The following is a 22,385-nucleotide window of genomic DNA, read 5'->3' as shown; positions in this document are numbered from 1 at the left end:
ATGAATAATAAGCTAGTTATACTTTCAATTGCAGCGCTTTCTCTCACAGCCTGCAAAAAAGAAGCTCCGAAACAGGATGGTGCCAAGCCGTACCCTGTTGTTTCTGTGGAGTCAAAAAATATAGTAGGTTATCAGACGTTTCCGGCTACCATTCAAGGTAGAGTAAACAATGATGTACGTGCTAAAATACAGGGATATATTACCCAGTTATTGGTAGATGAAGGACAGTATGTTACAAAAGGACAGCCTTTGTTCCGTCTGGAGACCAATATCCTTACCGAAAATGCTGCCGCTTCCAAGGCCGGAATCGGAGCAGCTGAATCCAGTATTGCCGCTGCACAGGCATCTGTAAATGCTGCACAGGTAGAAGTAAATAAACTGAAACCTCTGGTTCAGAAAAACATTATCAGTAATGTACAGTTACAGTCTGCTCAGGCACAGTTAGCTCAGGCTCAGGCACAGTTACAGCAGGCACATGCTGCCAAAAGACAGGCTGAAGCCAATTATAAAGGGGTAGAAGCAAATATTGAATATTCCATCATTCGTGCACCTATTTCAGGGGTTGTTGGAAGACTTCCATTAAAAGTGGGAAGTTTGGTAGGACCATCTGATCAGACCCCTCTAACAACAATTTCTGATACTTCTGAAATCTTTGCTTACTTTGCGATGAATGAAAAAGAGTATTTTGATTTCCTTGAAAAATCTCCAGGTGCTTCTATGCCTGAGAAAATCAAAAACTTACCAATGGTTGAACTTCAGTTAGCCAACGGAAGTCTTTATCCTGAAAAAGGAAGAATTGAAGCCATTACCGGTCAGATTGATCCTACCACGGGAACCATTCAGTTCAGAGTAGCCTTCACCAATGCTCAAAAATTATTAAGCAATGGTAACAGTGGAACCATCAGATTCCCTCAGAGTTATGATAATGTTCTTGTAGTTCCTGAAAGTGCTACTTATGAGCAACAAGGTATTGTATATGTATACAAAATTGAAAAAGGAGATACAGCGAGAAACGTTGTTGTTAATGTTATTGACAGAATCGACAATTTAGCGCTTATCAAATCAGGAGTTAATAAAGGAGAAAGAGTTGTCGCAGCAGGTATCGGAGGATTAAAACCGGGAACAGCAGTGAAGCCGAAACCAATCAAAATGGATAGTCTTGTTCAATCAATAAAACCGAAATTCTAATGATAAAAAACTTTATTAACAGACCGGTTTTATCTACCGTAATCTCAATCTTGATTGTGATTCTCGGTGTGCTAGGGCTGATCTCGTTACCGGTTACACAGTATCCGGATATTGCGCCACCCACAGTAAGCGTTTCTGCAAACTATACAGGGGCCAATGCGGAAACTGTAATGAAAAGTGTGGTAGTTCCTTTGGAAGAGCAGATCAACGGGGTGGAAGGAATGGATTATATCACTTCCTCTGCAGGAAATGACGGTTCTGCTCAGATCCAGGTTTTCTTTAAACAAGGAATAGATCCGGATATTGCAGCGGTAAACGTACAAAACCGTGTGGCCAGAGCTACTCCTTTGCTGCCATCCGAAGTGACGCGTTCAGGGGTTGTTACGCAAAAACAGCAGACCAGCGCCCTGATGTATATGTCTTTCTATTCTGAAAATAAAGATCTTGATGATGTGTATCTTCAGAATTTTTTGAATATCAATATTATTCCAAACCTGAAAAGGGTAAATGGTGTAGGGGATGCCAATGTTTTCGGAGGTAAAAACTATTCCATGAGAATTTGGCTGGATCCTGCAAAAATGGCTGCCTACGGGGTAACTCCTACGGATGTTACCAATGCTATTAATGAGCAGAGTAGAGAAGCAGCAGCAGGTTCAATTGGTCAGAACAGTGGAAGTTCTTTTGAGTATATCATCAAATATGTAGGTAAATTCAATGATAAAGAACAGTACGATAATATCATCATCAAATCTCTGGCAAACGGGCAAAACCTGATGCTGAAAGACGTTGCTAAAGTAGAATTGGCAGGCCAGTCTTATACAGGGGTCGGAGAGAACGGAAACAATCCTTCTATCAGTATGGGGATCTTCCAGACGCCGGGTTCCAATGCACAGGAGATTATTAAAAATATCAAAACATATCTGAAATCAGCAGAAGGTACTTTCCCTAAAGGGATTAAATATACTTTCAACTTTGATACCAACGAATTCCTAGAAGCTTCTATTGAAAAGGTAGTACATACGCTGATTGAAGCTTTCATTCTGGTATTTATTGTTGTATATATTTTCCTTCAGGACTTCAGATCTACTCTGATTCCGGCCATTGCGGTTCCGGTATCCATTGTAGGGGCATTCTTCTTCCTGAATTTATTTGGATATTCATTAAACCTGTTAACCTTATTTGCATTGGTACTGGCGATTGGTATTGTGGTGGATGACGCCATTGTCGTCGTCGAGGCTGTTCATGCGAAGATGGAGCATGGTATTTCAGATGCTAAAAAAGCAACGGTGGAAGCTATGGATGAGATTACAGGGGCTATTATTTCTATTACTTTGGTAATGGCAGCAGTATTTATCCCAGTGACATTTATTACAGGTCCTACAGGGGTATTCTACCAACAGTTTGGGATTACGCTGATCATCGCGATCATCATTTCTGCTATTAATGCATTAACGTTGAGTCCTGTTTTATGTTCATTATTCCTGAAGCCTCACGCAGAGCATCATGCAGAGTATAAGAACCTAAACCTGTTACAGAAGTTTTTCTATAAGTTTAATATTGCTTTTAAAACAACAACTGAGCGTTACGGTAGAGGATTTGTATTCCTGTTGAGACATAAATGGGTAACCCTTGTTATTTTCGCAATTACGGGAGGTATCTTATTCTGGGCAAGCAGCAGTATGAAAAAAGGTTTTGTACCTACAGAAGACAGAGGAATTATCTTTACCGATGTTCAGCTTCCTCCGGGTGCTTCTATGGAAAGAACGTATAACGCATTGAAAACACTTCAGGCTAAAGCAATGAAAGTTCCGGGAGTGCAGAATGTAACGATATCCACCGGTAGAGGATTCTTATCCGGAAACGGAAGTAACAATGGTCTTGCCTTTGTGAAACTGAAACCATTCGAAGAAAGAAAAAAAGACGGCCAGACGTCTGAAGATATCACCAAAAAACTATTTGGAATCGTAGGAGCTGTTCCTGATGCTAAAGTAGTATTCTTTCAACCGCCAAGTGTACCTGGATTTGGTAGCAGTGCAGGTTTTGAAATGGTATTGCTGGACAAATCAGGTGGAGAATATGTTGACCTGGATAATAAAACCAATGAATTCATCGGAAAATTGATGGAAAGACCGGAAATTCAGTTTGCACAGACTTCATTCAATACAAAATATCCTCAGTATCAGATGGAAATTAACGTTCCTCTGAGCAAGCAGCTTGGAGTTTCTGTAAATGACATTTTGGCTACCATGCAAGGGTATATTGGAGGTGTTTATACGGCTGACTTTACCAAGTATGGAAAACAGTTCAGGGTAATGGTTCAGGCACTTCCTGAAAACAGAAAAAACATCGAGAATCTTAACCAGCTCTATATCAGAACAGGTTCAGGGATCATGTCTCCGATTTCACAGTTTGTAACTCTGAAAAAAGCATACGGACCACAATCTGTAAGTCGTTATAACCTATTTACTTCAGTGAAGGTGACAGGAGCCAACTCTGACGGTTACAGTTCCGGGGATGCTATTGCCGCAGTACAGCAGGTAGCTCATGAAACCCTGAATCAAAACTACGCAGTAGAATTTACCGGATTAACCAGAGAAGAATTAAATTCAGGATCTCAGACCCTTCTGATTTTCGGACTAAGTTTGGTCTTTGTTTACTTTATCCTTTCTGCACAGTATGAAAGTTATATCCTTCCGCTTATCGTTGTTATCTCTCTTCCTCTTGGGGTAATGGGAGCTTACTTCGGGCAGAAGATTATGGGCTTGGAAAATAATATTTACTTCCAGATTGCCCTGATCATGCTCGTCGGATTGTTGGCAAAAAATGCGATCCTTATTGTCGAATTTGCTGTTCAGAGAAGACATCATGGGGAAACCATTGTCATGTCTGCCATCAATGCAGCAAAAGCGAGAGTAAGACCCATTCTGATGACTTCATTTGCTTTTATCTTCGGTCTGTTACCATTAGTGCTGGCAAGTGGAATTGGAGCTGTAGGAAACAGATCCATTGCAACAGGAGCAGCCATAGGATTGTTGATAGGTACTGTTTTAGGACTTTTTGTAATTCCGGTATTGTATGTGATTTTTGAAAGCATACAGGAGAAAATTAAGCCTATTAAAAAAGAAGATATCAATTTAGCAGAGTAAATTAATTTAGTTTAAGGTTTTGGAGTTAAAGTTAATACTGAAAACCGGAAACCTTAAACTTTTAAATTTCAAATAATGAAAAGTTTAATAAACATCATAAAAGGAATAACTTTCTCAGCAATTATGCTGGGAGCCATCACGTCCTGCATGGCCAGAAAGGAATACGAAAGGCCGAAGAACGTTGTTGACGAAAAGCTTTTCCGTACAGATATGCTTCCTTCAGACAGTACCAGTATTGCGAATGTTTCATGGAAAGAAATCTTCACAGATCCGATACTTCAGGGACATATTTCAAAAGCTTTAGATAATAATCTGGATATTAGGATTGCTTTACAGAGTATCAATTCTGCAGATGCCTATCTTAAGCAAAGTAAGGCTGCGTATGCTCCAACACTTTCAGTTGGACCTAATTATACTTTCCAGACCCAGTCTATCAATACTCAGTTTGGGCAGATCATTGGAGAAAGAAGATATGTCAATCAGTTTGATATTACCGCCACCTTAGGTTGGGAAGCAGATATCTGGGGGAAAATGAAAGCGCAGGAAAAAGCACAGATCGCTGCATATTTTGGAACGGTTGCTGCTCATAAAGCAGTAAAAAGTAGTCTTGTTTCTTCCATTGCTTCTGCATATTACCAGTTACTGACATTTGATGCTCAGAAAAAGATCATTACGGAAACAATTGCTATTCGTGAGAAGAACCTGGAAACAACAAAGGCATTAAAATCTTCCGGAAGCCTTACAGAAGTTGCTGTACAACAGAGTGAAGCACTTGTTTTCAATGCAAAATCGTTATTGATTGATATCGATACTCAGATTCAATTGCTTGAAAATACCATGAGTCTTTTGATGGGAGAACCATCACATACTATCGAAAGGTCTACATTGGAAGGGCAGAACCTTCCCATTGATCTGAAGCTGGGATATCCTGCTCAATTGCTGGCTAACCGTCCGGATGTCATGAGAGCGGAATACAGCTTAATGAATGCATTTGAGTTGACCAATGTTGCAAAAGCTCAGTTTTATCCAACATTGAAGCTTACAGGAACAGGCGGACTTCAGTCTGTAGATATCGATCACCTGTTCAACGTAAACTCATTGTTTGCAAATGTAGTGGCAGGATTGGCACAGCCTATTCTGAACAAAAGAACTATCAAGACCAACTATGATGTGAGTCTTGCTAATCAGGAGACCGCATATCTGAACTTCAGAAAAACAGTTCTTACTGCAGGAAAAGAAGTTTCTGACGCTATCAGAGTGTTCTCTGTTCAGGATTCATTTATTAATTTAAAACAAAAAGAACTGGATGCCTACAAAAAATCAGTAGATTATTCTCAGGAATTGGTTAACTACGGGATGGCCAATTATCTTGAAGTTCTAAATGCCAGTGTAAATTCATTGAATGCTGAACTTAATATATCCAATGCAAGATATAACAAAATGAAGGCTGCCGTTGAGCTGTATCAGGCTCTAGGCGGAGGCTGGAAGTAGAAAAGCTATTTGCAGTAAATAATATAAACGTGTGTCAGTAATGGCATACGTTTTTTATTTTAATAAGCTTACAAAATAATAGAAAAATGCTTTTCGAATTGGAATAACAAAATATTCTGTTAGTTGTGATGGCTTATTGGTTTCTTCAACCTTCATTGGTAAAAAGAACAAATACAACTTCCATCCTCCAGCTCCCAGCCTCCTTTTAATTTCCGTTAAATTTGTTATAAAAATAAATTTCCATTTGTATATATGTATTTAACTACGTAGTTTTATACCTTAAAAATCAAACACTATGAAATTACAGATAGAACCCATAGGAAATGCTTATTCAGAGCAGGCCATTGACCTGATTTTGACAATTCAGCAACAAGAGTTCAATATTCCGATTACGGTAGATGACCAGCCGGATCTGAAGCAGATTGAAAGTTTTTATCATGAAGCAGGTGGAAATTTCTGGGGAGCTTTTATAGAGGGTGAGCTAGTAGGATCTATTGCGTTGGTAAAATTCGATGAAAAAGCAGGAGCGATAAGAAAGATGTTCGTTAAAAAAGAATTCAGAGGAAAGGAACTGAATATTGCCCAGATCTTACTGGAGATTTTAATTACTTTCTGCCGTGAAAACGAAATTGATGATATATATTTAGGAACTATATCTGTATTGAAAGCAGCTCAACGTTTTTATGAAAGAAATGATTTTGTGAAGATCAAAAAAGAAAACCTTCCGGAACGTTTTCCATTAATGAGCGCCGATGATATTTTTTACCACATACATATAGACTGAATATGAATGTTATCAACGAAGCAGGAATTCTTGCCATATCCACCAGACTCCATCGCCTCAGTGAACAGCTGAGAAAAGATGGTGCCTTAATCTATAAAGCCTTTGGAATTGATTTCGAACTCAAATGGTTCCCTGTAATTTATACCATTTATCAAAAGGAATTAGCAAGTGTAGTAGAAATCGCGAATGAAATAGGATATACCCATCCATCAACCATAACCCTTCTTAAGGAACTGGAAAAACAGGAACTGATAGAATGGAGGAAAGATAGGCAGGATGAACGCAAAAGACTATTTATGCTGACCGCTAAAGGCAAAGAGCTTATCGAAAAAATGAAACCGGTATGGGAGCTGATGTCTCAGATATTGGGGGATATTGCTGATAATCAAAATAACCTTTTGGCAGCTATTGATGAAGCTGAGACTAAAATTATCAATCAATCTTTTTATCAGCGGGCTTTACAGCTTAAGAACTCAAAATAGAAGATAATTAAGGAGCAAAGGTAGAATCACATTGTCTTATAGTATTTTCCTTGGAAAGAAATCACTGGTGAATTAGAATTTAAAAGGAAAAATACCAATTTCCTGATCTTTCAGACAATTTAATTCTTATGTCTGATTTAGTAAAAGCTATAGGAGATCTTTAGATTGCGGTCCTGAAAGTATTGAATCATGTTCATATCTTTGGATTTTCGTTCTATTGAGGTCAGAAAGCCTTTTTCATCGTAGATCATCTCCAGCTCACTTACTTTTTGTCCACCCCATAGATCTTCCAAAAGAATCAGATTCTTATCAGTATTATAAGTGTATTTTTCGGTTTTAGAGTCAGAGCTAGATGGAACCTCAGCCAGCTGGGACAAAAGACCCTCTTTGAATTGATATATTTCCGAAGGGGTTTTCTTGGGTTCACAGCCGTTATGAAGAAATAAGCCTGCGGGATGTCCATTCAAATAATAATATGTTTTTTTTTGATGACAGAAATCCGAATTTTCACTATTTTTTTGAAAATTAAAATATTCCGTACGCTCTTCTGCCTCAAATTTATCTTCGGTGTAATAACGGTATTGCCAGGAAGAAAATGCATTTTCAGCCATCATTTTTTTCCAAAGATTTTCATTAGGTAAAGAGCCCTTCAGAATCATTTTATCTACACCGGGAACAGGCTCTCCCTGCCAATCATTATGCTGTGATCTGTTGGGCATTTGAGAGTTTAGTGAAAAGATTCTGATAGTATTAATTTTGTTTTTATTATCGTACTGATAGCTGTTGATTGTGACGATGCCATTCCAATAATCTATTCTTGCTTTTTTACCAATCAATCCGTTTGTATTATAATAATATCTGGCATAAAAGGCGGTATCTGTTTTTTCTTTATTGTAACGTAAGGTTATCATACTCTCTATAAATCCATTTGGGTTGAAATTATAGAGATACCTGGTGCCGGCTTGTTCATCACTTTTAAGCAGTATGCTTTTTACTTTATTGCTCTTCATAAAAGCAGGGTTGAAAGGAAAAACCGTCTTTGTAAAATAATCGTCATCTTCAAAAGGAGAAACCTTGTAAAATGGGACAATCTGTGCTTTACAGACCATGATACCGCAAATTAAAATGAGGCTTAAAAAGGGAGTGAATTTATATGTTGGGTATATCATGATTTTTATTTAAAACGTTGGTGAAATTCAAACATATTACATCCGGCATTAAATTCAAATATAATAAAATTGAGGGCTATTCATTGTAATTTTTAATTAAAAGAGGGAGCAAATAGTTCAACTCTGGTGAATTTTTATTTTATTTGAAAAGAATACCTGTGTGTAAATTATTTAATTAAAAAAAATCGAAATGAGTTACAATATTCAAATATTCAGAATTGAAACCAAAGAACGGGAACAAAAACTAGATCTTGATGATTTTTTTGAAACGGATGAAAATCTGGTTCCATTTACTGACCAACAATTTAAAGACCTGAAGGAAAGGCTTCTGCAATATGGATACAACCTGACTTCGGAAACGGATAAGGAGCTTCATTTTAACCATGATGATGAAGATTATGGAATGGTATTATTAACATCCAATGGGGTTTATTTTAATACCGGCTGGAATAGAAATTCAATCTTTGAAACGGGAATGGTTGCTTCAGAATTTACTGATTCAGGAGAGTTTGCCAAGTATGACCCGCAAAATGATGGGTGGGAAGAAGTATAGGTGACGGAATTCCATATATGAGTGTTTTCTTACATAATTTTAAAATAGGAGAGAGGAAGATCTATTTTACAAGAAAAGAACCCACCAATATTGGCGGGTTCTTTTTTGTATTATTCAGATGATTGATTAGAATCTGAAAGTAGCCGCAACGGACCACGTTCTTCCGAATCCTAAGAATCCTGTATTAGCATCTGCAACACCCTGATAAACTCTTCCTGCTTCCTGGTATGTTTTTCCGGCACCCGGACCATTGGCAATTTTATCTGTAGCATGAATATTAGAACTTAGTTCAGAAATATAATATTTATTGAATAAGTTATATACATTCGCTCTTAATGTTAAAGACTTTTTCTGACCGATTTCGAATTTGTAACTAGCTCCTACATCAAACAGGTTGTAACTAGGTAATTTTACAATTCCTCTTTCTCTGTCTGCTTCTGTAAGGAAGTTGATAGGGTTGAACTGTGCATACAGCTTGTCATAGTATTCCCAGTTTGCATCAATACTGAATGCTTTGGTAATATTATAGTCAACTCCTAAACTTGCTGTTGTTTGTGCTGCATCTCCGACTTTCAGATCTTTAATATTGATCATCCCTGTTGCTCCGGCAACTTCCTGATTGCTTTGAACATCAAGAATATTGAAATTAGCGTTTCCTTTGTATTTCCAGTTTCCTAAAGATACCATCCCTCTTACCCTAAGATTTGAAAAAGGTCTTGCTTTCGCTTCCAATTCAATACCCTGGTGAAGCTGTCCAACATTCAGAGCATTATAGAAATAAGCATTTCCTTGCTTTAACTGAGAGAACTTAGCAACATCAGCAGCACCTGCATTAAAGCCTCTTGAGATGAATCTGTCATCCCATTGCGTTCTGTAGGCATTGATATTAACATCTATATAACGGGATTTGAAACCATATCCTAATTCCACAGAGAAGATTCTTTCATTCTTCGCATCGTTGTAGATGTTCTGGTTGGAAGGGAATAAAGCATTGAATAGTGGCTGTCTGGATATAACCCCTGTATTAAAGAATACATTATGGTGATCATCAATATTATAGTTAGCACCTCCTTTTACAATATAACCCGTTTTGTGATACCATTTGGTCTCCTGGTTTTCCGGAGTATATAGCATATAGTCTCTTCTTTTGTAATACTGCTCAGACACAGATCCTTGAACAGATGCACTTAGCTTTTCAGAGCTATATTCAATCATTCCATAAAGACCTGCCCATTTTACAAGTCCTTCGTTGTAGATAGATACCTTTTGAGTATTTCCGGTTTTTGTTAGAGGTTCAGGTTTTACGGCACGGTCTACATAATACCCGTTTGGAGCGTTTACTGTATTCTTCACAAATAAAGCATCAGATCCCAGCATATCAGTCACAATATCATAAAGACCTCCTTTATATGTTTTAAGATCAAGACCTCCGTTAAAAGTCCAGTTGTTTTTTTTGTAATTAAGGTCAGCGATTACACCATACCAGTCATGAGAATTAATACTCTGCTTTCTTACAATACCACTGGTTCCGTTTAAAGTAGATACATATTGACCGTTATAATCAGCAGGAGAACCCGCAGGAGCTAAAAATGTTCCTTTCTGGAAGGTATTACCATTATAGTCTGTTACTGCGCCACCTCTGTTATAGCGGTAGATCATATCCCAGTTGATTGTGCCATCTCCACCTGCACCATAATTCATGAAATTCATGGTCTGATCTTTAGCATTTTTAATAGAACCGTTAAGTCCGGTACCACCGCCACCGCGTCCCCATGATCCGTAAAGAACTGTTGATAGTTTTAGATTATCATTAATATTCCAGTCCCAGTTCAATGATGCAATAGGCTTATGATAGAAGTTAGGCGCTAAATTGAATTGAGAACCATTCAGCATACCTGTCTGTGGATTGTATCTTGTTCCGTAAGTTTCAAACTGCTGTAAAGTAGCTACATTTGCACCCGTTGCAGAAGATCTTCTTGTATCGTGTACCTGCGGGGCACCGGTTGCAATTAAATTGAATGCATGTTTTTCATTCGGCTTAAATCCTGTTGAGAAAAACCATGAATATCCTTCCCCTTTAGTCCCGTTGATGTAACCATCACCTTGCCAACGCGAAAGTAATACGGTAGTTCCCCATTTGTTTTTCAACCCGGAAGAGTACATTGCTGAAAGTCTGGAGTAGTTATCGTTACCTGCTTCTGCCTTGATCATGGCTTTCTGCTCAGAATCGGTAGCTTTGGTTACGATATTGATCGTTCCTCCTACAGAAGGAACTACAAATTTAGAAGCACCCAAACCTCTCTGAATCTGAATAGAGCTGGCAATGTCAGCCAATCCAGTCCAGTTAGACCAGTACACAGTACCTCCCTGCATGTCATTAACAGGCTGTCCGTTGATGATCACAGCAATATTGGCACCATCAAATCCTCTCATGTTAATTCTGCTGTCTCCAAATCCGCCACCTACTTTGGTAACGTATACCGAAGGCGTAGATTTCATAATTTCAGGGAATTCTCTGTTTCCCAGTTTCTCCTGAATTTCAGCTGCCTTGATGTTGGAAACTGCAACAGGTGTTTTTCTCTCTTTGGCTGTTTGGGAAAGGTTTCTACCCACCAACATCACCTCATCAATAGATTTAGATTTTTCTAAAGAATCCTTCGTACTCTGCCCATAATACAAGGCGGCCGTTGGTAATACAAGCGCTATAAGTAAGCGCTTTTTCAAAATAATGCTCATGAAATAAACTAGCGTATTTGATTTTAAGGCTGCAAAGATGATTATTTATTTTTGAATTGAGTATTAAATGTTTTTTAAGCAATTTTGTAAACGTCGAAGAATGAGCGTGATCGCTCGCTATTTTATGATATGTTAACTTTATTTAACAGTTTAATTTGTAGATTGTTATATCAATAATTTTAACCGAAATGAGTCTGTTTTGATGATAATATAAACATTTATTTGATAAAAAATATTGAGAAATATCATTATTTTTATACAAAATATAGATTTTTTTTAATATTAAGTCTATATGTAGAGAATTATTGTATTTAATTCATGTAATATAATCTAACTTATATTCAAATGGTAAAGAATAAAGCTTTTATAATACTCCAATGGAGGATTGATATACTATAAAAGATAGAATCTTTCGAAAATTTGATACCTTTATTGCAAAGATTCAGATTCATAGTAGGTATCTTGAACTGATTGAGTATTTCTTTCAAAAATATAAACAATAGTTATGCTACCACTTACAGAGATATCAGAATGGGAAAAATTAAAGAGTGCATTTAATAATTCAGAAGAGATCCCTGAATTAATCCAAAAGCTATCCGAAACATTTGATATTGACCTGATGATTGAAATTACTACAGAATATATCAGCCATCAGATGAGTCTGTATGAAGTGACATTTGCTGCCTTTCCCTATCTTATAGAATTGATTGAAAAGACAGAAGATCATGAATTTAAGATTGAAACTTTTCTTTATACATTGGCAATCTTTTCAGAATATAATGGTGATGGAGAAATGGATTTTATTCTTTTGCATAGTAAATGTGATCCAAAAAAAATTATAGAGATAAAAAATGCATTTAAGCATTCCTTTGATAAATTAAAGCAGATAGCTGTTCCGCTGGAATTTGATATCCTGAAAAAAGACGAATATGATAAAAGGCACTTTCTGATTGCCTTAGCTGTTTCCAACAGAATATCTGAAGTATCATCCGTTCTATGGCGATACAGTGAAAACGAAGAATATGTATGTAATTGTCCAAGCTGTGGTGAATCTTTAACCTTATGGAACGAAAATAATATCCTTGTTCAGTACAAAGAGGATCCTGTTTTCGTAAAAGATCAGAAGAAATATCCTGTTGTTCCCGCAACTCTTCCAAAAAAAGAATACTCTCCAACAATCTCCCCAGAAAAGAACTACCAATGGCTCAGTTATTATATTGATAAACTGGAAGTGGAATCACTCAGAATGATCATCAACTATCTATTTGGGAAAACAATTTGTGGATACTGTAATACGGAATTTGAAATTTTTGAGAATATTGAATAGTGTTTTTGTGTGATGATACTTGCTGTAAGCTCTTTTTTAATAAAATTTTCAACAAAACATTTGCAAATATCATTTAAATACTTACTTTTGTACCGCTTCAAAAATGGGGGATTGGCGCAGTTGGCTAGCGCGTTTGACTGGCAGTCAAAAGGTCACGGGTTCGAATCCCGTATTCTCCACTTTTTATATCAAAGAGTTGTAATTCAAAGGATTGCAACTCTTTTTTTGTTTAACTTTTAGGGACAAAAACTGGAATCAGTGGAGCTTATTGGAATCAGGCGCAAAGTTTGAAGATTAGAAAAAGTTTCGTAGATATGCATTCGCCTAGAAAGAATCAATGAAATTGATTCCATTCTTTGCTCCCTTACAATATCAGATAAAGTGCTAAAACTTTGCGTCAAATTAAATTGAAACAATATATCCCTCCAACTTTTGAGATTGATTTCAAAGAATGAAATCGATTGAATAATTTAGATTCATCCTAATAAACCGGCTATATTCCTAGCTTTTCTTCATCCCTTGAAACTCTGAATGTTTCAAATTTTCACCATCAATTACCACAAATAGAATAAGTGTTGAAATAATATCTGTTTAGCCGGAAACAATCAAACATTAAAAAATAACAGGAAAATATTAATTCAAAGAATGGTGAAAATACCTATGTTTTTATTGAGCAATTTTATTTATTATTGCATCATAAAAACACAGATTCAATGATCATTTATTACGTGAAATCAGGGCAGTCCCTTATTGACGTCAGTAATACGTTGCTGCTGGAAAACCTTGAATATTTAAGGGAATATCATAATCAACATTGTTCTCTATCAGAACGGTTTGAGGGTGATATTGTCCCGGGAATGAAACTTTATATTCCATCATTACAGGAAATCCGCGAGATCAACGGGAAGATCAGAGCTGAGAACAAAAGCTTTTATGACTTTCCTGTTAATGGGAAATTCCCTTTTGACTTTAAATTTTGGACGGGCATTTATCAGATTACTCAGACTATCTTTTCTGATGATACAATTCTTACAAAGTATGAGAACAAGGTCAGATTAGATTTTGATGGAATTAAAAATGGGTATTATCACTTTCTCTTTTCAGCATTTGACTTTAGAAAAAATGAGAACATTTCAGATACCAAAGTGGACACCCTTGCAAAAATGTGCATAGAGGTTATATATCCAATCCGATACATTATAGATCCTGAAGGGAAACTTATTGATATAGTACTGACAAAGAAAACAGAAGATATTGTTTCTGAATTGGATTCCATAAAGAACTTTTTCCCAGATCAGTATTCCTCTGATTATATTGAAAAGATGAAAGAAACTGTAAAAAATACCGGAATCATTTCACACAAGTTTAAAAATACACTGTTAAACTCTTTCTTATTTGGGGCATTTTACAGAATAAGACTAGCAGACTGGACTGATTCAAAAGCTTATTATGATTTTTATCCCTGGATTTTTGATGCTAAGCCGATACGATTTGAATTCCAAAATACATTATTAGCTAAAGATATCTTAGATGATGAAAGGGTTAAAATTCAGCAGAAAGGGATTTCTTCTGATCATCGAAGCTTAGAAGAATTATATTTTACAGATTCTGAATATAATGATAAAGCTGAAATAACAGAAAAGTCTATAGACTGTGAACATTTTGCTGAATACTTTTTTAAAAGAGAAAATTGGTCACCCTATAAGATAGAAGCAAGATTTCAATGTTTTGGGGATGAAAGCACTGAAAGAGAGGATTTTTTATTAGAAAGAATTACAGATAATTAATACATTTTAAAAACACCAAAATCACAAACGATGTCAGAAAATACTTCCCCTCACGATGGTAAATATTTCGTGATCCAAAAAGGAAAAGCCCAATGCAACCAAGGGAATCAGTTTCCTCAGTTTAAAGTAACCTCACACCAAAAGCATTATTGGAATAATAAAGATGGTCACGCATATTATTTAGCCGTTACAGAAGATGATGTACAGTTTACACCACCTGGGGCCAGCTTTGGACAATGTAAGCTGAAGCCAAGTTCAGGAGGTTATCTTCCCTGTGCTTTTGCTCCGGCAGGAAAATGGCAAAAGCCCTATGAGAAGACAAAAGTCATGAACAAAAGTTGTATTACAGAACTTTCTGAATTGATGTGTACAACAGGAGGAAAAATTACAATAAAAGAACATGGGCAAACTGCGGAGATAACCCAGCAGAATGTTAGGAATGCAGATCCAAAACAGCAACAGAATATAAATCTGTTGCTTGACTACAAAGAATTTCAGGATGAACAGGAAGAAGATGTAAACATCTGCAAATAAACACACAAATATGGGAAAATTAACAATTATTGGAAACGATAAACCTGTGATAGGAAAACAGGAAATGTATTCTGTTTCTTCAGTAAATGACTGGCTGAATCCTTTACAACCTATTAAAAATCCATTGCAAGTTCAAAAAACGCATTGGGAAGTTATGGTACAAACCAAAACAGGTTGGAGAAAAGGCGGAAGCGATAAAGAAGGTCAAATGGTTCCTTATATTTTTGGACAGAAGAGTTTATTTCATAAGGGAATAAAGATCATTGTACGTCAGGGTGAAGACTATGGAGAACTGATTGTACATCCACAGCGTGCTAAAGAACCTAAAATAACCAGGGTGGAACTTCTGGATGCTAACTATAAACCTATTCCAAAAGGTAAAAAGTTAAGCTATAAAGACACCATTATTGCAAGGGCATATTGTGTAGAAATGTTTGAGATGAATATTGCTTTTACTCTTTGGGAAGATGATGCTCAGGGAGAAGGACACGATCCCACAATAAATGCGTTGAACAAAATTAATCCCGTCCCTGTTCTTAGCAGAGTGAATGAAAAAGGAATGGCAGAAGCTGTTTTCAGATTACCTTTTTACACAATGGCTGTATTGATTGCCAATTCACGCACTGCATCAGGTGATAAAAACGAAGGACCCACCCACGAATATTATGTAACTGCTGATGTGGTTAGTAAACATATACAAAAAGCAAGTCCTAATATTAATGTAGTTAACCCAACTCATAATCCAGAACCTCCAAGAAAAAGAGAGGTTCCTAAAAAACAAACTCCCTCACCACCAAAACCTAAAACAACTCCAGCTCCAGAGAAGCCAAAACCTAAACCTGATGGGAATTCAGCAAAGTTCCCAGTCACCACAGGCGGAAAAAAGAGTGATGATCCACAAGGAAAGATCCTGAGTGCTGAATTTGTTGATAAAGCTGGAAACAGACTTCATTCCTCGAAAGTAGGAACAACCGTATTCATGAAGATTACAGCAAAGGATATGAAGAATAAAAAAGTGAAGGTGAAAATATGGGAGGAAGACAATATCAGATGGACTAATGATCCGATTTTTGAGAAAGATTATGAATTGCTTTATGACAAAAATTTCATCTGGATTGTTTTAACAAAAAAAATGTTTATCGAAGGCAATGATGGCGGTAGTGATAGCGCAAAACAGAATTATTTTATAGAAGTATTACACAATGATACTTCTGTAAAATCGGCAGTGATGCCTGTGAGTATAGATGCAACTCCTACTGAAGTGCCGAGTGGGAATAGTGCAACGATGGTGAAAGAACCGAAGCAAGGGAAAACTCCTTCTAGTTGTGTTTGTAAAGAGCAATATAAAGACTTGATTTGGGGAGGAAAAGTAAGTTGTGAGTTTAGGAAGAAAGTTGTACAAATCTGCTCTGAACTATGGGGAGAAAGCAGAAAAATGGAAATGGCCAACGGTTTAATGGCCGTGATGAAAGTAGAGACTTGGGGAAGCTTTAAAGCCCATCATAGAGAAGGATATAAGTCAGCAAATGATAACCCTAAAGAATTAACAATAAGCAGTTTCCATAAAGAGAGTGCAAAGTCATCAAGAGCGGTTGGATTAATTCAGTTCACACAAGATGCTTTAGAGGGAATGGGTGAATTTCCTAAATCTACAACAGCTACAAAGGGAACGCAACTAAGATATGATAATTTAAATAAATTGAAACTGAGCTATGCCCAAATGGGGGAAATTAAACAATTAGATAAAGTGAAAAAGTATTTTGAACCTGCTAAGAACAAAATAAAGACTCCAGAGGATATTTATTTGCAGGTTTTTGCTCCTGATGGAGTTGGTAAAAATGATAATTACTTATTATACTCTAAAGGCACGGATGAATATACTAACAATAGAAGTGTAGATAAAAATGATGATGGAATACAAAGGAAAGAAATTTTGGAAAGATATTATGATAGTAAAAATGAAGGGGGAAACTATAAAGCTATAGACTTTTCATGTGGTATTGATAGAAACGAAAAAAATGATATTAAATCAACTGATATTGTAACCTATCATATATATTCAACTGGAATAATTGAGAAATTTATACCTAAGAAAGTCAAATCAGGATATGAAAATAAATATAAGTATATATATCATGATTCAACTGATAAGGAACATGAAATATGCATAGTTGATTGGCACAAAACAAAAGAAAAAAGTGTTGGTCAAGTATATAAAACCAAACCTACTCACGCTAAAATTCTTGAAGATAAAAATGTTTCAGAAGGTAATACTTCACGAAGAGTTAAATATATTAATGGAGATATTGCAGAATATGGCAGCCATCCAAAAAAAGGAATTATTTGGCTTCTTTATTCTGCTGGAAAAAACGATGTTGAACTAGTTAGAATGCCAGATACTTTAAATTATTCAAATGGTGATGTTAGGATTTCGTATATATTTAATAAAACCCAAAGAAAATTTACTGGAGCAAATGCATTTGCTGGATTTATTGGGTATCTTGCAAGATCAGGATATAAGGTAACCACTTCAGGAAGTTGTTTTTCAGAAGGGTCAAGTTTTCCAAGTCAGGAACATTGTAATGGTAGAAGTGTTGATACTTTCTATCTAGGAAATATTATTCAAGACCAAAAAGTAATTGACAGTGCAATATTCTTTCATTTTACTGAAGTTTTAAAGGGAGTAAATGAGTATTGTAAAAAATTAAAAAGGGCAGGAAATGGTGGAACGTTGCATAATTCGCACTTGCATTCTGGAAACTTTAATAACAGTTCGATAAAAATAATAAAAGAAAAATAATGAAATATTTAGTAATTCTAATGTGTTTTTTTACTACGTTTTCTTGTAAAAAAATAACCAATAAATCGGATAAAATAAATAATTCCAATCAAGCTTCTATAAATAATCAATGGAATGGTGATAAGCTGATATCTGATTTAGATTTTGTAAGCCAGATAAATACTTCTTGTCTGCTAACATCATCTTATTTTAATCGTTCAGAAGAAAAAGTTAAACAGGATGATTTAAAATGTGTATTATCTAAAATTAATTTTGACTATTCAAAATTAGACTCACTTAAAGGAAAAAGAATTATTGGAAACCTTAATAATGCTTTGGAATTGTACATTGAAAAAACAACTCCAAGAAATCTTGAAAATGCAGATATTTATAATCAGGTGACCCTATTCATAAAAAAAGATAAAATAATAATGGATTCAATTGTTATTTATGAATCAATAAATTATATTGAAGCCCTTACTGTAAAACAGCTTTATTACTATATAGATAATAATAAAATTTTTCTACTTAATTTATCAGAAGATGAATCTGGCTCAATTGTGAAAGATTGGTCTGAATATTATATAAATGAATCTGGGAAAATTAAATTAGTAAAAAATAAAAAGACTGATAATACAAAAATAGAAAAAAAGCCATCTCAAATAGAAAATGCTGAAACAACGAAAAATACAAACTTAATAGGTAGTTTTAAAATTTATGCAGATGCAATAAGTAACAATACCAAAGAAAAAGTTTCTTTAGGATATTTTATTACAATTAAATCTTTAACCAAAGCTGTTTTAAGTATTGATGCTAAATATTCAGAAGATTATGGTTGTGAAGGTGAGTACAGATTGATAGATGAAAAAAGTATTCTACATGCTAAAGGAAAATGTGATCAGGATGATGTAGATGATTTTTATCTTAAATACGATAATGGAAAATGTTTTATTAGAAGTAAGCGCTTTATTAATCAGGATTGGCTAGAGCTTATAAGAGAATAAAATTGGGTTAATAATAAAACCTTAAAATAAAGTAATGAAATATTTAATCTATTTATTAATCAGTACTTTTTCAATATTTAGTTGTCAAAAAAATAACAAGAAAGAAGGTCTTCAATCATCTGAAAAACTCCCAACAGAGTTAAAAAATCATGTAGTAGTTAAAAAAGAAAAAGTAGAAGATTTATCTAAGAATTCAATGATAACACAAAAAATAAATTGGGATGGTATTTACTGGCTTTATCCTTATAAGATTGACAGCGAAAAACAAGGAAACTACTACATAAATATTTCTAAGGATAATAATGAATTTGGATTTAGTGGAGATATTCAATTTAATTATAAAATTAACTACAAATCCACAGACAATAAGTTATATATTTTTGATAATAATCAATCTGCTATAGATCTTTTAGCGGTTATTTACAAAGAGAAAGATAAGTATTATATAAAAAGTGATTTGATAAAAATGGAACGTACCGATTTAAAAGAAACTAAAAATGGCTATCCAATACGTTGGGCAAAATCGAGTGATGATGTTCCAGACACTCCCCAGTAATTAAGAGAATAGTAAACACAAAATGAATTACGAACAATACAACAAGCAAAGTTTTGATAATTTAATTCAGATTCAAGAGAAGTTCAAAGAAACTTTTGAAGTTGATTCGTATGCAAACTGGTTTTATGACGATGAAACAGAACTTTTAAGGTTATACAACAATGATGAAGATGAGATATATTTTAAATATGTTTCTGTAGGAACTTACTCTTTAAAATCAGAAACATGGATGTGGAGCTGGTTTAATAAATATTCCATTTTAATCAAAATATTCAAAACACATTAAAAGGATATATAATTAATTCCGAAAAAACAGCCAGCCAGTCTTCAGCTATCATAATTGACCTAGATGGTTATACCAATTTAAGAAAAGATAAAAACACATCTTCAGAGATTTTACAAAAAATAAAATCAGGAGAACATATAGAAGTTTTAGATAATGCAAGAGATTGGTTCTTAGTAAAGACTAAAGAAGAAAAAGAAGGGTATATTCATAAGAGCAGGCTCAAAAAATAAAGCCCCTTAAATAGAGGCATTTATTAGAATATTTAAGGGGTAACTTTATCAATGATTGTAATAAAACTATTCTTCAAAAGTTCCGAGGGGTAAATGAGTTGTTCTCCTTTATCGTTTCTTACAACTATAGCTGCCTGTTCATTGTTTAAACATCTGTCAATCTGTTCCTGCATTTCATTAAGCCTTCCGGGAGCCACATCCAATATATATTTTCCTGTAACATGGGTTATCTGAACGAGTTTTTCTTTCATGATTAAAAATTTAATTCTTTCAAAGATAACTTTTTTCCCTTAACTAAAGGGGCATCATTGGAGTAGAAATGGATTAAAAATAACAAACAGAAACTGACAGATCATTTTTACTTTTTTGTAGTTTTATGAAGGTAATCCTTTTTGCCTGTGCTTATAGGATATAATAAAAAAGAAATTTAGCGTGATTCTGTTCATACTGAAGAAATAAAGTAATTGGAAATCGTTAATTTTGAGGACGACTGAGGACGTATTCAATTATAAAAAAACAAAAACATTTTATGAGCCAACAGACCAAAGCCACAGCTATCGGATTTTGTGCTATTTTACTGTGGGCCTCCATTGTGGGGCTTATCAAAGAAGTAAGTCATTCCTTTGGAGCGACAGTAGGTGCAGCCTTAATTTATACTGTGGCTTCTATATTTTTACTTTTCACTATGAAATGGATTCCGTTATCAAAATTTCCAAAAAAATATTTGATATATGGAGGGCTGCTTATGGTTTCATATGAGCTTTGTCTGGCCCTTTCTATAGGATATTCTAATAATAGTAAACAGGCTATTGAAGTCGGAATGGTCAATTATCTTTGGCCAACATTCACCATGGTGGCTACTATTCTTTTTGCCAATAAAAAAGCCAACTGGCTGATTGTCCCCGGAATTGTTCTTTCTATGTTGGGAATCGTCTGGGTATTGGGTGGTGAGCAGGGACTGGATATTAGTCAAATGTTTGCTAATATAGAAACCAATCCGCTGAGTTATGGGCTGCTTATTGCGTGGTAACCGTTCGTATCGCAAATGGAGTAAACGGAATAACATTATTTTTTATGATGGTAGCTGTTGCTTTATGGATAAAATATTTAATAATAGGTGATTCAGTGAATATAGAAATTAATTTTTCTTCAATTGTATACCTCTTGCTTGCCGCATGTGCAATGGGATTTGGATATGCGGCCTGGAATATCGGAATTCTTGGTGGAAATGTTACGATTTTAACGGGGGCATCCTATTTTATTCCGGTTTTGTCTTCGGTACTGTCGTCAGTCCTTTTATCTACATCATTAGGATTGTCTTTCTGGCAGGGAGCTTTAATGGTTTGTGCAGGCTCCGTACTTTGCTGGCTGGCAACAAAAAAATCTACTGTCAAGAATTATAGCAGTTCTTAACCCTATCGCACAAGCTGAATATTTTCGATTTCCTTATTCATAAGGATAAGATTTAAGTCTTCATCGTAATCAGCATTCCATGTAGTTAATTTGCATAATTAATCTAATTGTATTTTATAGGTGAAATTGAATGCATAATGGTTTAATAAAACATAATTTTATTTAATAAAAGAAACCCCAGAGAAAGAATGATTTTCTCTGGGGTATATATTAGTTTACACTGAATCCTTTACTATAAACTTTTTGAACGAGCTATAGAAAGAAGGTATACCAGGTGGGCATACATGTTTCTTTTTACAGATTCTATTTTTATATCTCCGGTTGTCTGGTTAATGGTTGTTATCAGATCCGTATTACACTGCCCGTTAAAGTTTCCGCTTCCTAAATAATTTACAGAATTAGCACCCGGATAGGAGATTCTCGGATAGTCTGGTGCCGTTTGGTTAGCCACAGCAGTAGCATTTGAAAACCCTTTATTATCAACATATCGAGCAGACCATGAACCTAAGAATTGTCCGTTACTTGTATTAATGCCCTGTACCACTACAACTTGCGTGTCTACGGGATTGCTAAATCCTGCGCAAGAGGTATAATGATTCAAAGAAACAGTACAGGAAGAAGCATTGTCTCCAGGTTGAAAGCATTTTCCTTCATATACGGTGAATCTTTGCTCAGTAGATGACATGGAAGTATTTAATAAAGCCTTAGGAGAAAAAATCTCTTCAGGAGAAATTAGCATCAGAACCCCCTGTGCATTAGCAGCAACAATTTTATTTTCAGGATTTGAAAGTCCTCTTACTCTTACCGACCCGTTAACGTCCAACGTGTTTGTAGGAGATGTTGTATTGATTCCTACTTGTGCACTTGCGAAACTACAAAAAGCAAATGCTGACAAAAAAATAGTCTTTGTTTTCATGGTA

Annotated in this window: 20 protein-coding genes and 1 tRNA gene; 17 read left to right on the top strand and 4 right to left on the bottom strand. The window is 35.3% G+C overall.

The window, feature by feature from the left end; genetic code table 11:
- From WH267_RS09325 to WH267_RS09305, 5 genes are all read left to right on the top strand, one after another.
- Positions 1 to 1,188, top strand: coding sequence for an efflux RND transporter periplasmic adaptor subunit (locus tag WH267_RS09325; protein WP_115968768.1), 1,188 nt, complete (start codon positions 1 to 3; stop codon positions 1,186 to 1,188).
- Complete coding sequence (locus tag WH267_RS09320) at positions 1,188 to 4,334, top strand: efflux RND transporter permease subunit (RefSeq protein ID WP_340007637.1); 3,147 nt, start codon at positions 1,188 to 1,190, stop codon at positions 4,332 to 4,334. The genes WH267_RS09325 and WH267_RS09320 overlap by 1 nt, the downstream gene beginning before the upstream one ends.
- A gap of 75 nt (positions 4,335 to 4,409) precedes the next feature.
- Positions 4,410 to 5,825, top strand: coding sequence for an efflux transporter outer membrane subunit (locus WH267_RS09315; protein ID WP_340007635.1), 1,416 nt, complete (start codon positions 4,410 to 4,412; stop codon positions 5,823 to 5,825).
- Between the two features lie 295 nt (positions 5,826 to 6,120).
- Complete coding sequence (locus tag WH267_RS09310) at positions 6,121 to 6,609, top strand: GNAT family N-acetyltransferase (RefSeq protein ID WP_340007632.1); 489 nt, start codon at positions 6,121 to 6,123, stop codon at positions 6,607 to 6,609.
- A 2-nt stretch (positions 6,610 to 6,611) separates the two neighbouring features.
- Positions 6,612 to 7,091 (top strand): MarR family winged helix-turn-helix transcriptional regulator, encoded by a 480-nt coding sequence (locus WH267_RS09305; protein WP_340007630.1) that lies wholly within the window; start codon positions 6,612 to 6,614, stop codon positions 7,089 to 7,091.
- 137 nt (positions 7,092 to 7,228) lie between these two features.
- On the opposite strand, the gene WH267_RS09300 is transcribed toward WH267_RS09305, so the two are convergent.
- The gene (locus tag WH267_RS09300; protein ID WP_340007628.1) at positions 7,229 to 8,200 is read right to left on the bottom strand and encodes a hypothetical protein; all 972 of its coding nucleotides are present in this window, start codon (positions 8,198 to 8,200) and stop codon (positions 7,229 to 7,231) included.
- Positions 8,201 to 8,450: 250 nt separating this feature from the next.
- Here WH267_RS09300 and WH267_RS09295 point away from each other — a divergent pair, with 250 nt between their 5' ends.
- Positions 8,451 to 8,813, top strand: a complete 363-nt coding sequence (locus WH267_RS09295; RefSeq protein WP_340007626.1) for a hypothetical protein — start codon at positions 8,451 to 8,453, stop codon at positions 8,811 to 8,813.
- A gap of 126 nt (positions 8,814 to 8,939) precedes the next feature.
- Here WH267_RS09295 and WH267_RS09290 read toward each other — a convergent pair whose 3' ends face one another.
- Positions 8,940 to 11,549, bottom strand: a complete 2,610-nt coding sequence (locus WH267_RS09290; RefSeq protein ID WP_340007624.1) for a TonB-dependent receptor — start codon at positions 11,547 to 11,549, stop codon at positions 8,940 to 8,942.
- 505 nt (positions 11,550 to 12,054) lie between these two features.
- On the opposite strand from WH267_RS09290, the gene WH267_RS09285 reads away from it, so the two are divergent.
- The 9 genes from WH267_RS09285 to WH267_RS25130 all read left to right on the top strand — a co-directional run bounded on the left by WH267_RS09285 (position 12,055) and on the right by WH267_RS25130 (position 20,052).
- The gene (locus WH267_RS09285; RefSeq protein ID WP_340007622.1) at positions 12,055 to 12,876 is read left to right on the top strand and encodes a hypothetical protein; all 822 of its coding nucleotides are present in this window, start codon (positions 12,055 to 12,057) and stop codon (positions 12,874 to 12,876) included.
- A 105-nt stretch (positions 12,877 to 12,981) separates the two neighbouring features.
- Positions 12,982 to 13,055, top strand: a tRNA-Ala gene (locus WH267_RS09280).
- A gap of 534 nt (positions 13,056 to 13,589) precedes the next feature.
- A complete protein-coding gene (locus tag WH267_RS09275; protein ID WP_340007620.1) occupies positions 13,590 to 14,663 on the top strand; it encodes a hypothetical protein in 1,074 nt (357 codons plus the stop codon).
- 30 nt (positions 14,664 to 14,693) lie between these two features.
- Positions 14,694 to 15,197 carry a DUF4280 domain-containing protein gene (locus WH267_RS09270; RefSeq protein WP_340007618.1) on the top strand — a complete coding sequence of 168 codons (504 nt, stop codon included), beginning with the start codon at positions 14,694 to 14,696 and terminating at the stop codon, positions 15,195 to 15,197.
- A 10-nt stretch (positions 15,198 to 15,207) separates the two neighbouring features.
- Positions 15,208 to 17,997, top strand: a complete 2,790-nt coding sequence (locus WH267_RS09265; RefSeq protein ID WP_340007615.1) for a hypothetical protein — start codon at positions 15,208 to 15,210, stop codon at positions 17,995 to 17,997.
- Positions 17,997 to 18,980, top strand: coding sequence for a hypothetical protein (locus WH267_RS09260; protein WP_340007613.1), 984 nt, complete (start codon positions 17,997 to 17,999; stop codon positions 18,978 to 18,980). Before WH267_RS09265 ends, WH267_RS09260 begins: the two co-directional genes overlap by 1 nt.
- A 34-nt stretch (positions 18,981 to 19,014) precedes the next feature.
- The gene (locus WH267_RS09255) at positions 19,015 to 19,536 is read left to right on the top strand and encodes a hypothetical protein (protein WP_340007611.1); all 522 of its coding nucleotides are present in this window, start codon (positions 19,015 to 19,017) and stop codon (positions 19,534 to 19,536) included.
- A gap of 22 nt (positions 19,537 to 19,558) precedes the next feature.
- Entirely contained in the window at positions 19,559 to 19,822 is a 264-nt protein-coding gene (locus WH267_RS09250; RefSeq protein WP_115968753.1) for a DUF6882 domain-containing protein, read from the top strand.
- Positions 19,786 to 20,052, top strand: a complete 267-nt coding sequence (locus tag WH267_RS25130) for an SH3 domain-containing protein (protein WP_115969160.1) — start codon at positions 19,786 to 19,788, stop codon at positions 20,050 to 20,052. The genes WH267_RS09250 and WH267_RS25130 overlap by 37 nt, the downstream gene beginning before the upstream one ends.
- Positions 20,053 to 20,084: 32 nt before the next feature.
- Here WH267_RS25130 and WH267_RS09245 read toward each other — a convergent pair whose 3' ends face one another.
- Positions 20,085 to 20,303, bottom strand: coding sequence for a glyceraldehyde-3-phosphate dehydrogenase (locus WH267_RS09245; RefSeq protein ID WP_115968752.1), 219 nt, complete (start codon positions 20,301 to 20,303; stop codon positions 20,085 to 20,087).
- Between the two features lie 278 nt (positions 20,304 to 20,581).
- On the opposite strand from WH267_RS09245, the gene yddG reads away from it, so the two are divergent.
- Both yddG and WH267_RS09235 read left to right on the top strand, forming a co-directional pair.
- Entirely contained in the window at positions 20,582 to 21,082 is a 501-nt protein-coding gene (gene yddG / locus WH267_RS09240) for an aromatic amino acid DMT transporter YddG (RefSeq protein WP_340007608.1), read from the top strand.
- A complete protein-coding gene (locus WH267_RS09235) occupies positions 21,076 to 21,465 on the top strand; it encodes an EamA family transporter (protein ID WP_340007606.1) in 390 nt (129 codons plus the stop codon). Before yddG ends, WH267_RS09235 begins: the two co-directional genes overlap by 7 nt.
- A 232-nt stretch (positions 21,466 to 21,697) precedes the next feature.
- Here WH267_RS09235 and WH267_RS09230 read toward each other — a convergent pair whose 3' ends face one another.
- Positions 21,698 to 22,381 (bottom strand): hypothetical protein, encoded by a 684-nt coding sequence (locus WH267_RS09230; RefSeq protein WP_340007604.1) that lies wholly within the window; start codon positions 22,379 to 22,381, stop codon positions 21,698 to 21,700.
- Positions 22,382 to 22,385 lie beyond the last annotated feature (4 nt).

The organism is Chryseobacterium sp. MYb328 (assembly GCF_037572595.1).
Lineage (GTDB): Bacteria > Bacteroidota > Bacteroidia > Flavobacteriales > Weeksellaceae > Chryseobacterium > Chryseobacterium pennae.
The sequence above is the reverse complement of the archived record's forward strand: the minus strand, read 5'-3'. Positions and strand labels throughout refer to the sequence as shown.

Bases quoted from the DNA above. Each gene is read 5' to 3' on its own strand.
- WH267_RS09265 (WP_340007615.1), top strand. From the start codon at position 15,208: ATGGGAAAATTAACAATTATTGGAAACGATAAACCTGTGATAGGAAAA.
- WH267_RS09295 (WP_340007626.1), top strand. From the start codon at position 8,451: ATGAGTTACAATATTCAAATATTCAGAATTGAAACCAAAGAACGGGAA.
- WH267_RS09285 (WP_340007622.1), top strand. From the start codon at position 12,055: ATGCTACCACTTACAGAGATATCAGAATGGGAAAAATTAAAGAGTGCA.
- WH267_RS09230 (WP_340007604.1), bottom strand. From the start codon at position 22,381: ATGAAAACAAAGACTATTTTTTTGTCAGCATTTGCTTTTTGTAGTTTC.
- WH267_RS09310 (WP_340007632.1), top strand. From the start codon at position 6,121: ATGAAATTACAGATAGAACCCATAGGAAATGCTTATTCAGAGCAGGCC.
- WH267_RS09320 (WP_340007637.1), top strand. From the start codon at position 1,188: ATGATAAAAAACTTTATTAACAGACCGGTTTTATCTACCGTAATCTCA.
- WH267_RS09305 (WP_340007630.1), top strand. From the start codon at position 6,612: ATGAATGTTATCAACGAAGCAGGAATTCTTGCCATATCCACCAGACTC.
- WH267_RS09255 (WP_340007611.1), top strand. From the start codon at position 19,015: ATGAAATATTTAATCTATTTATTAATCAGTACTTTTTCAATATTTAGT.
- WH267_RS09245 (WP_115968752.1), bottom strand. From the start codon at position 20,303: ATGAAAGAAAAACTCGTTCAGATAACCCATGTTACAGGAAAATATATA.
- WH267_RS09300 (WP_340007628.1), bottom strand. From the start codon at position 8,200: ATGGTCTGTAAAGCACAGATTGTCCCATTTTACAAGGTTTCTCCTTTT.
- WH267_RS09315 (WP_340007635.1), top strand. From the start codon at position 4,410: ATGAAAAGTTTAATAAACATCATAAAAGGAATAACTTTCTCAGCAATT.
- WH267_RS09250 (WP_115968753.1), top strand. From the start codon at position 19,559: ATGAATTACGAACAATACAACAAGCAAAGTTTTGATAATTTAATTCAG.
- WH267_RS09270 (WP_340007618.1), top strand. From the start codon at position 14,694: ATGTCAGAAAATACTTCCCCTCACGATGGTAAATATTTCGTGATCCAA.
- WH267_RS09290 (WP_340007624.1), bottom strand. From the start codon at position 11,549: ATGAGCATTATTTTGAAAAAGCGCTTACTTATAGCGCTTGTATTACCA.
- WH267_RS09325 (WP_115968768.1), top strand. From the start codon at position 1: ATGAATAATAAGCTAGTTATACTTTCAATTGCAGCGCTTTCTCTCACA.
- WH267_RS09275 (WP_340007620.1), top strand. From the start codon at position 13,590: ATGATCATTTATTACGTGAAATCAGGGCAGTCCCTTATTGACGTCAGT.
- yddG (WP_340007608.1), top strand. From the start codon at position 20,582: ATGAGCCAACAGACCAAAGCCACAGCTATCGGATTTTGTGCTATTTTA.
- WH267_RS09260 (WP_340007613.1), top strand. From the start codon at position 17,997: ATGAAATATTTAGTAATTCTAATGTGTTTTTTTACTACGTTTTCTTGT.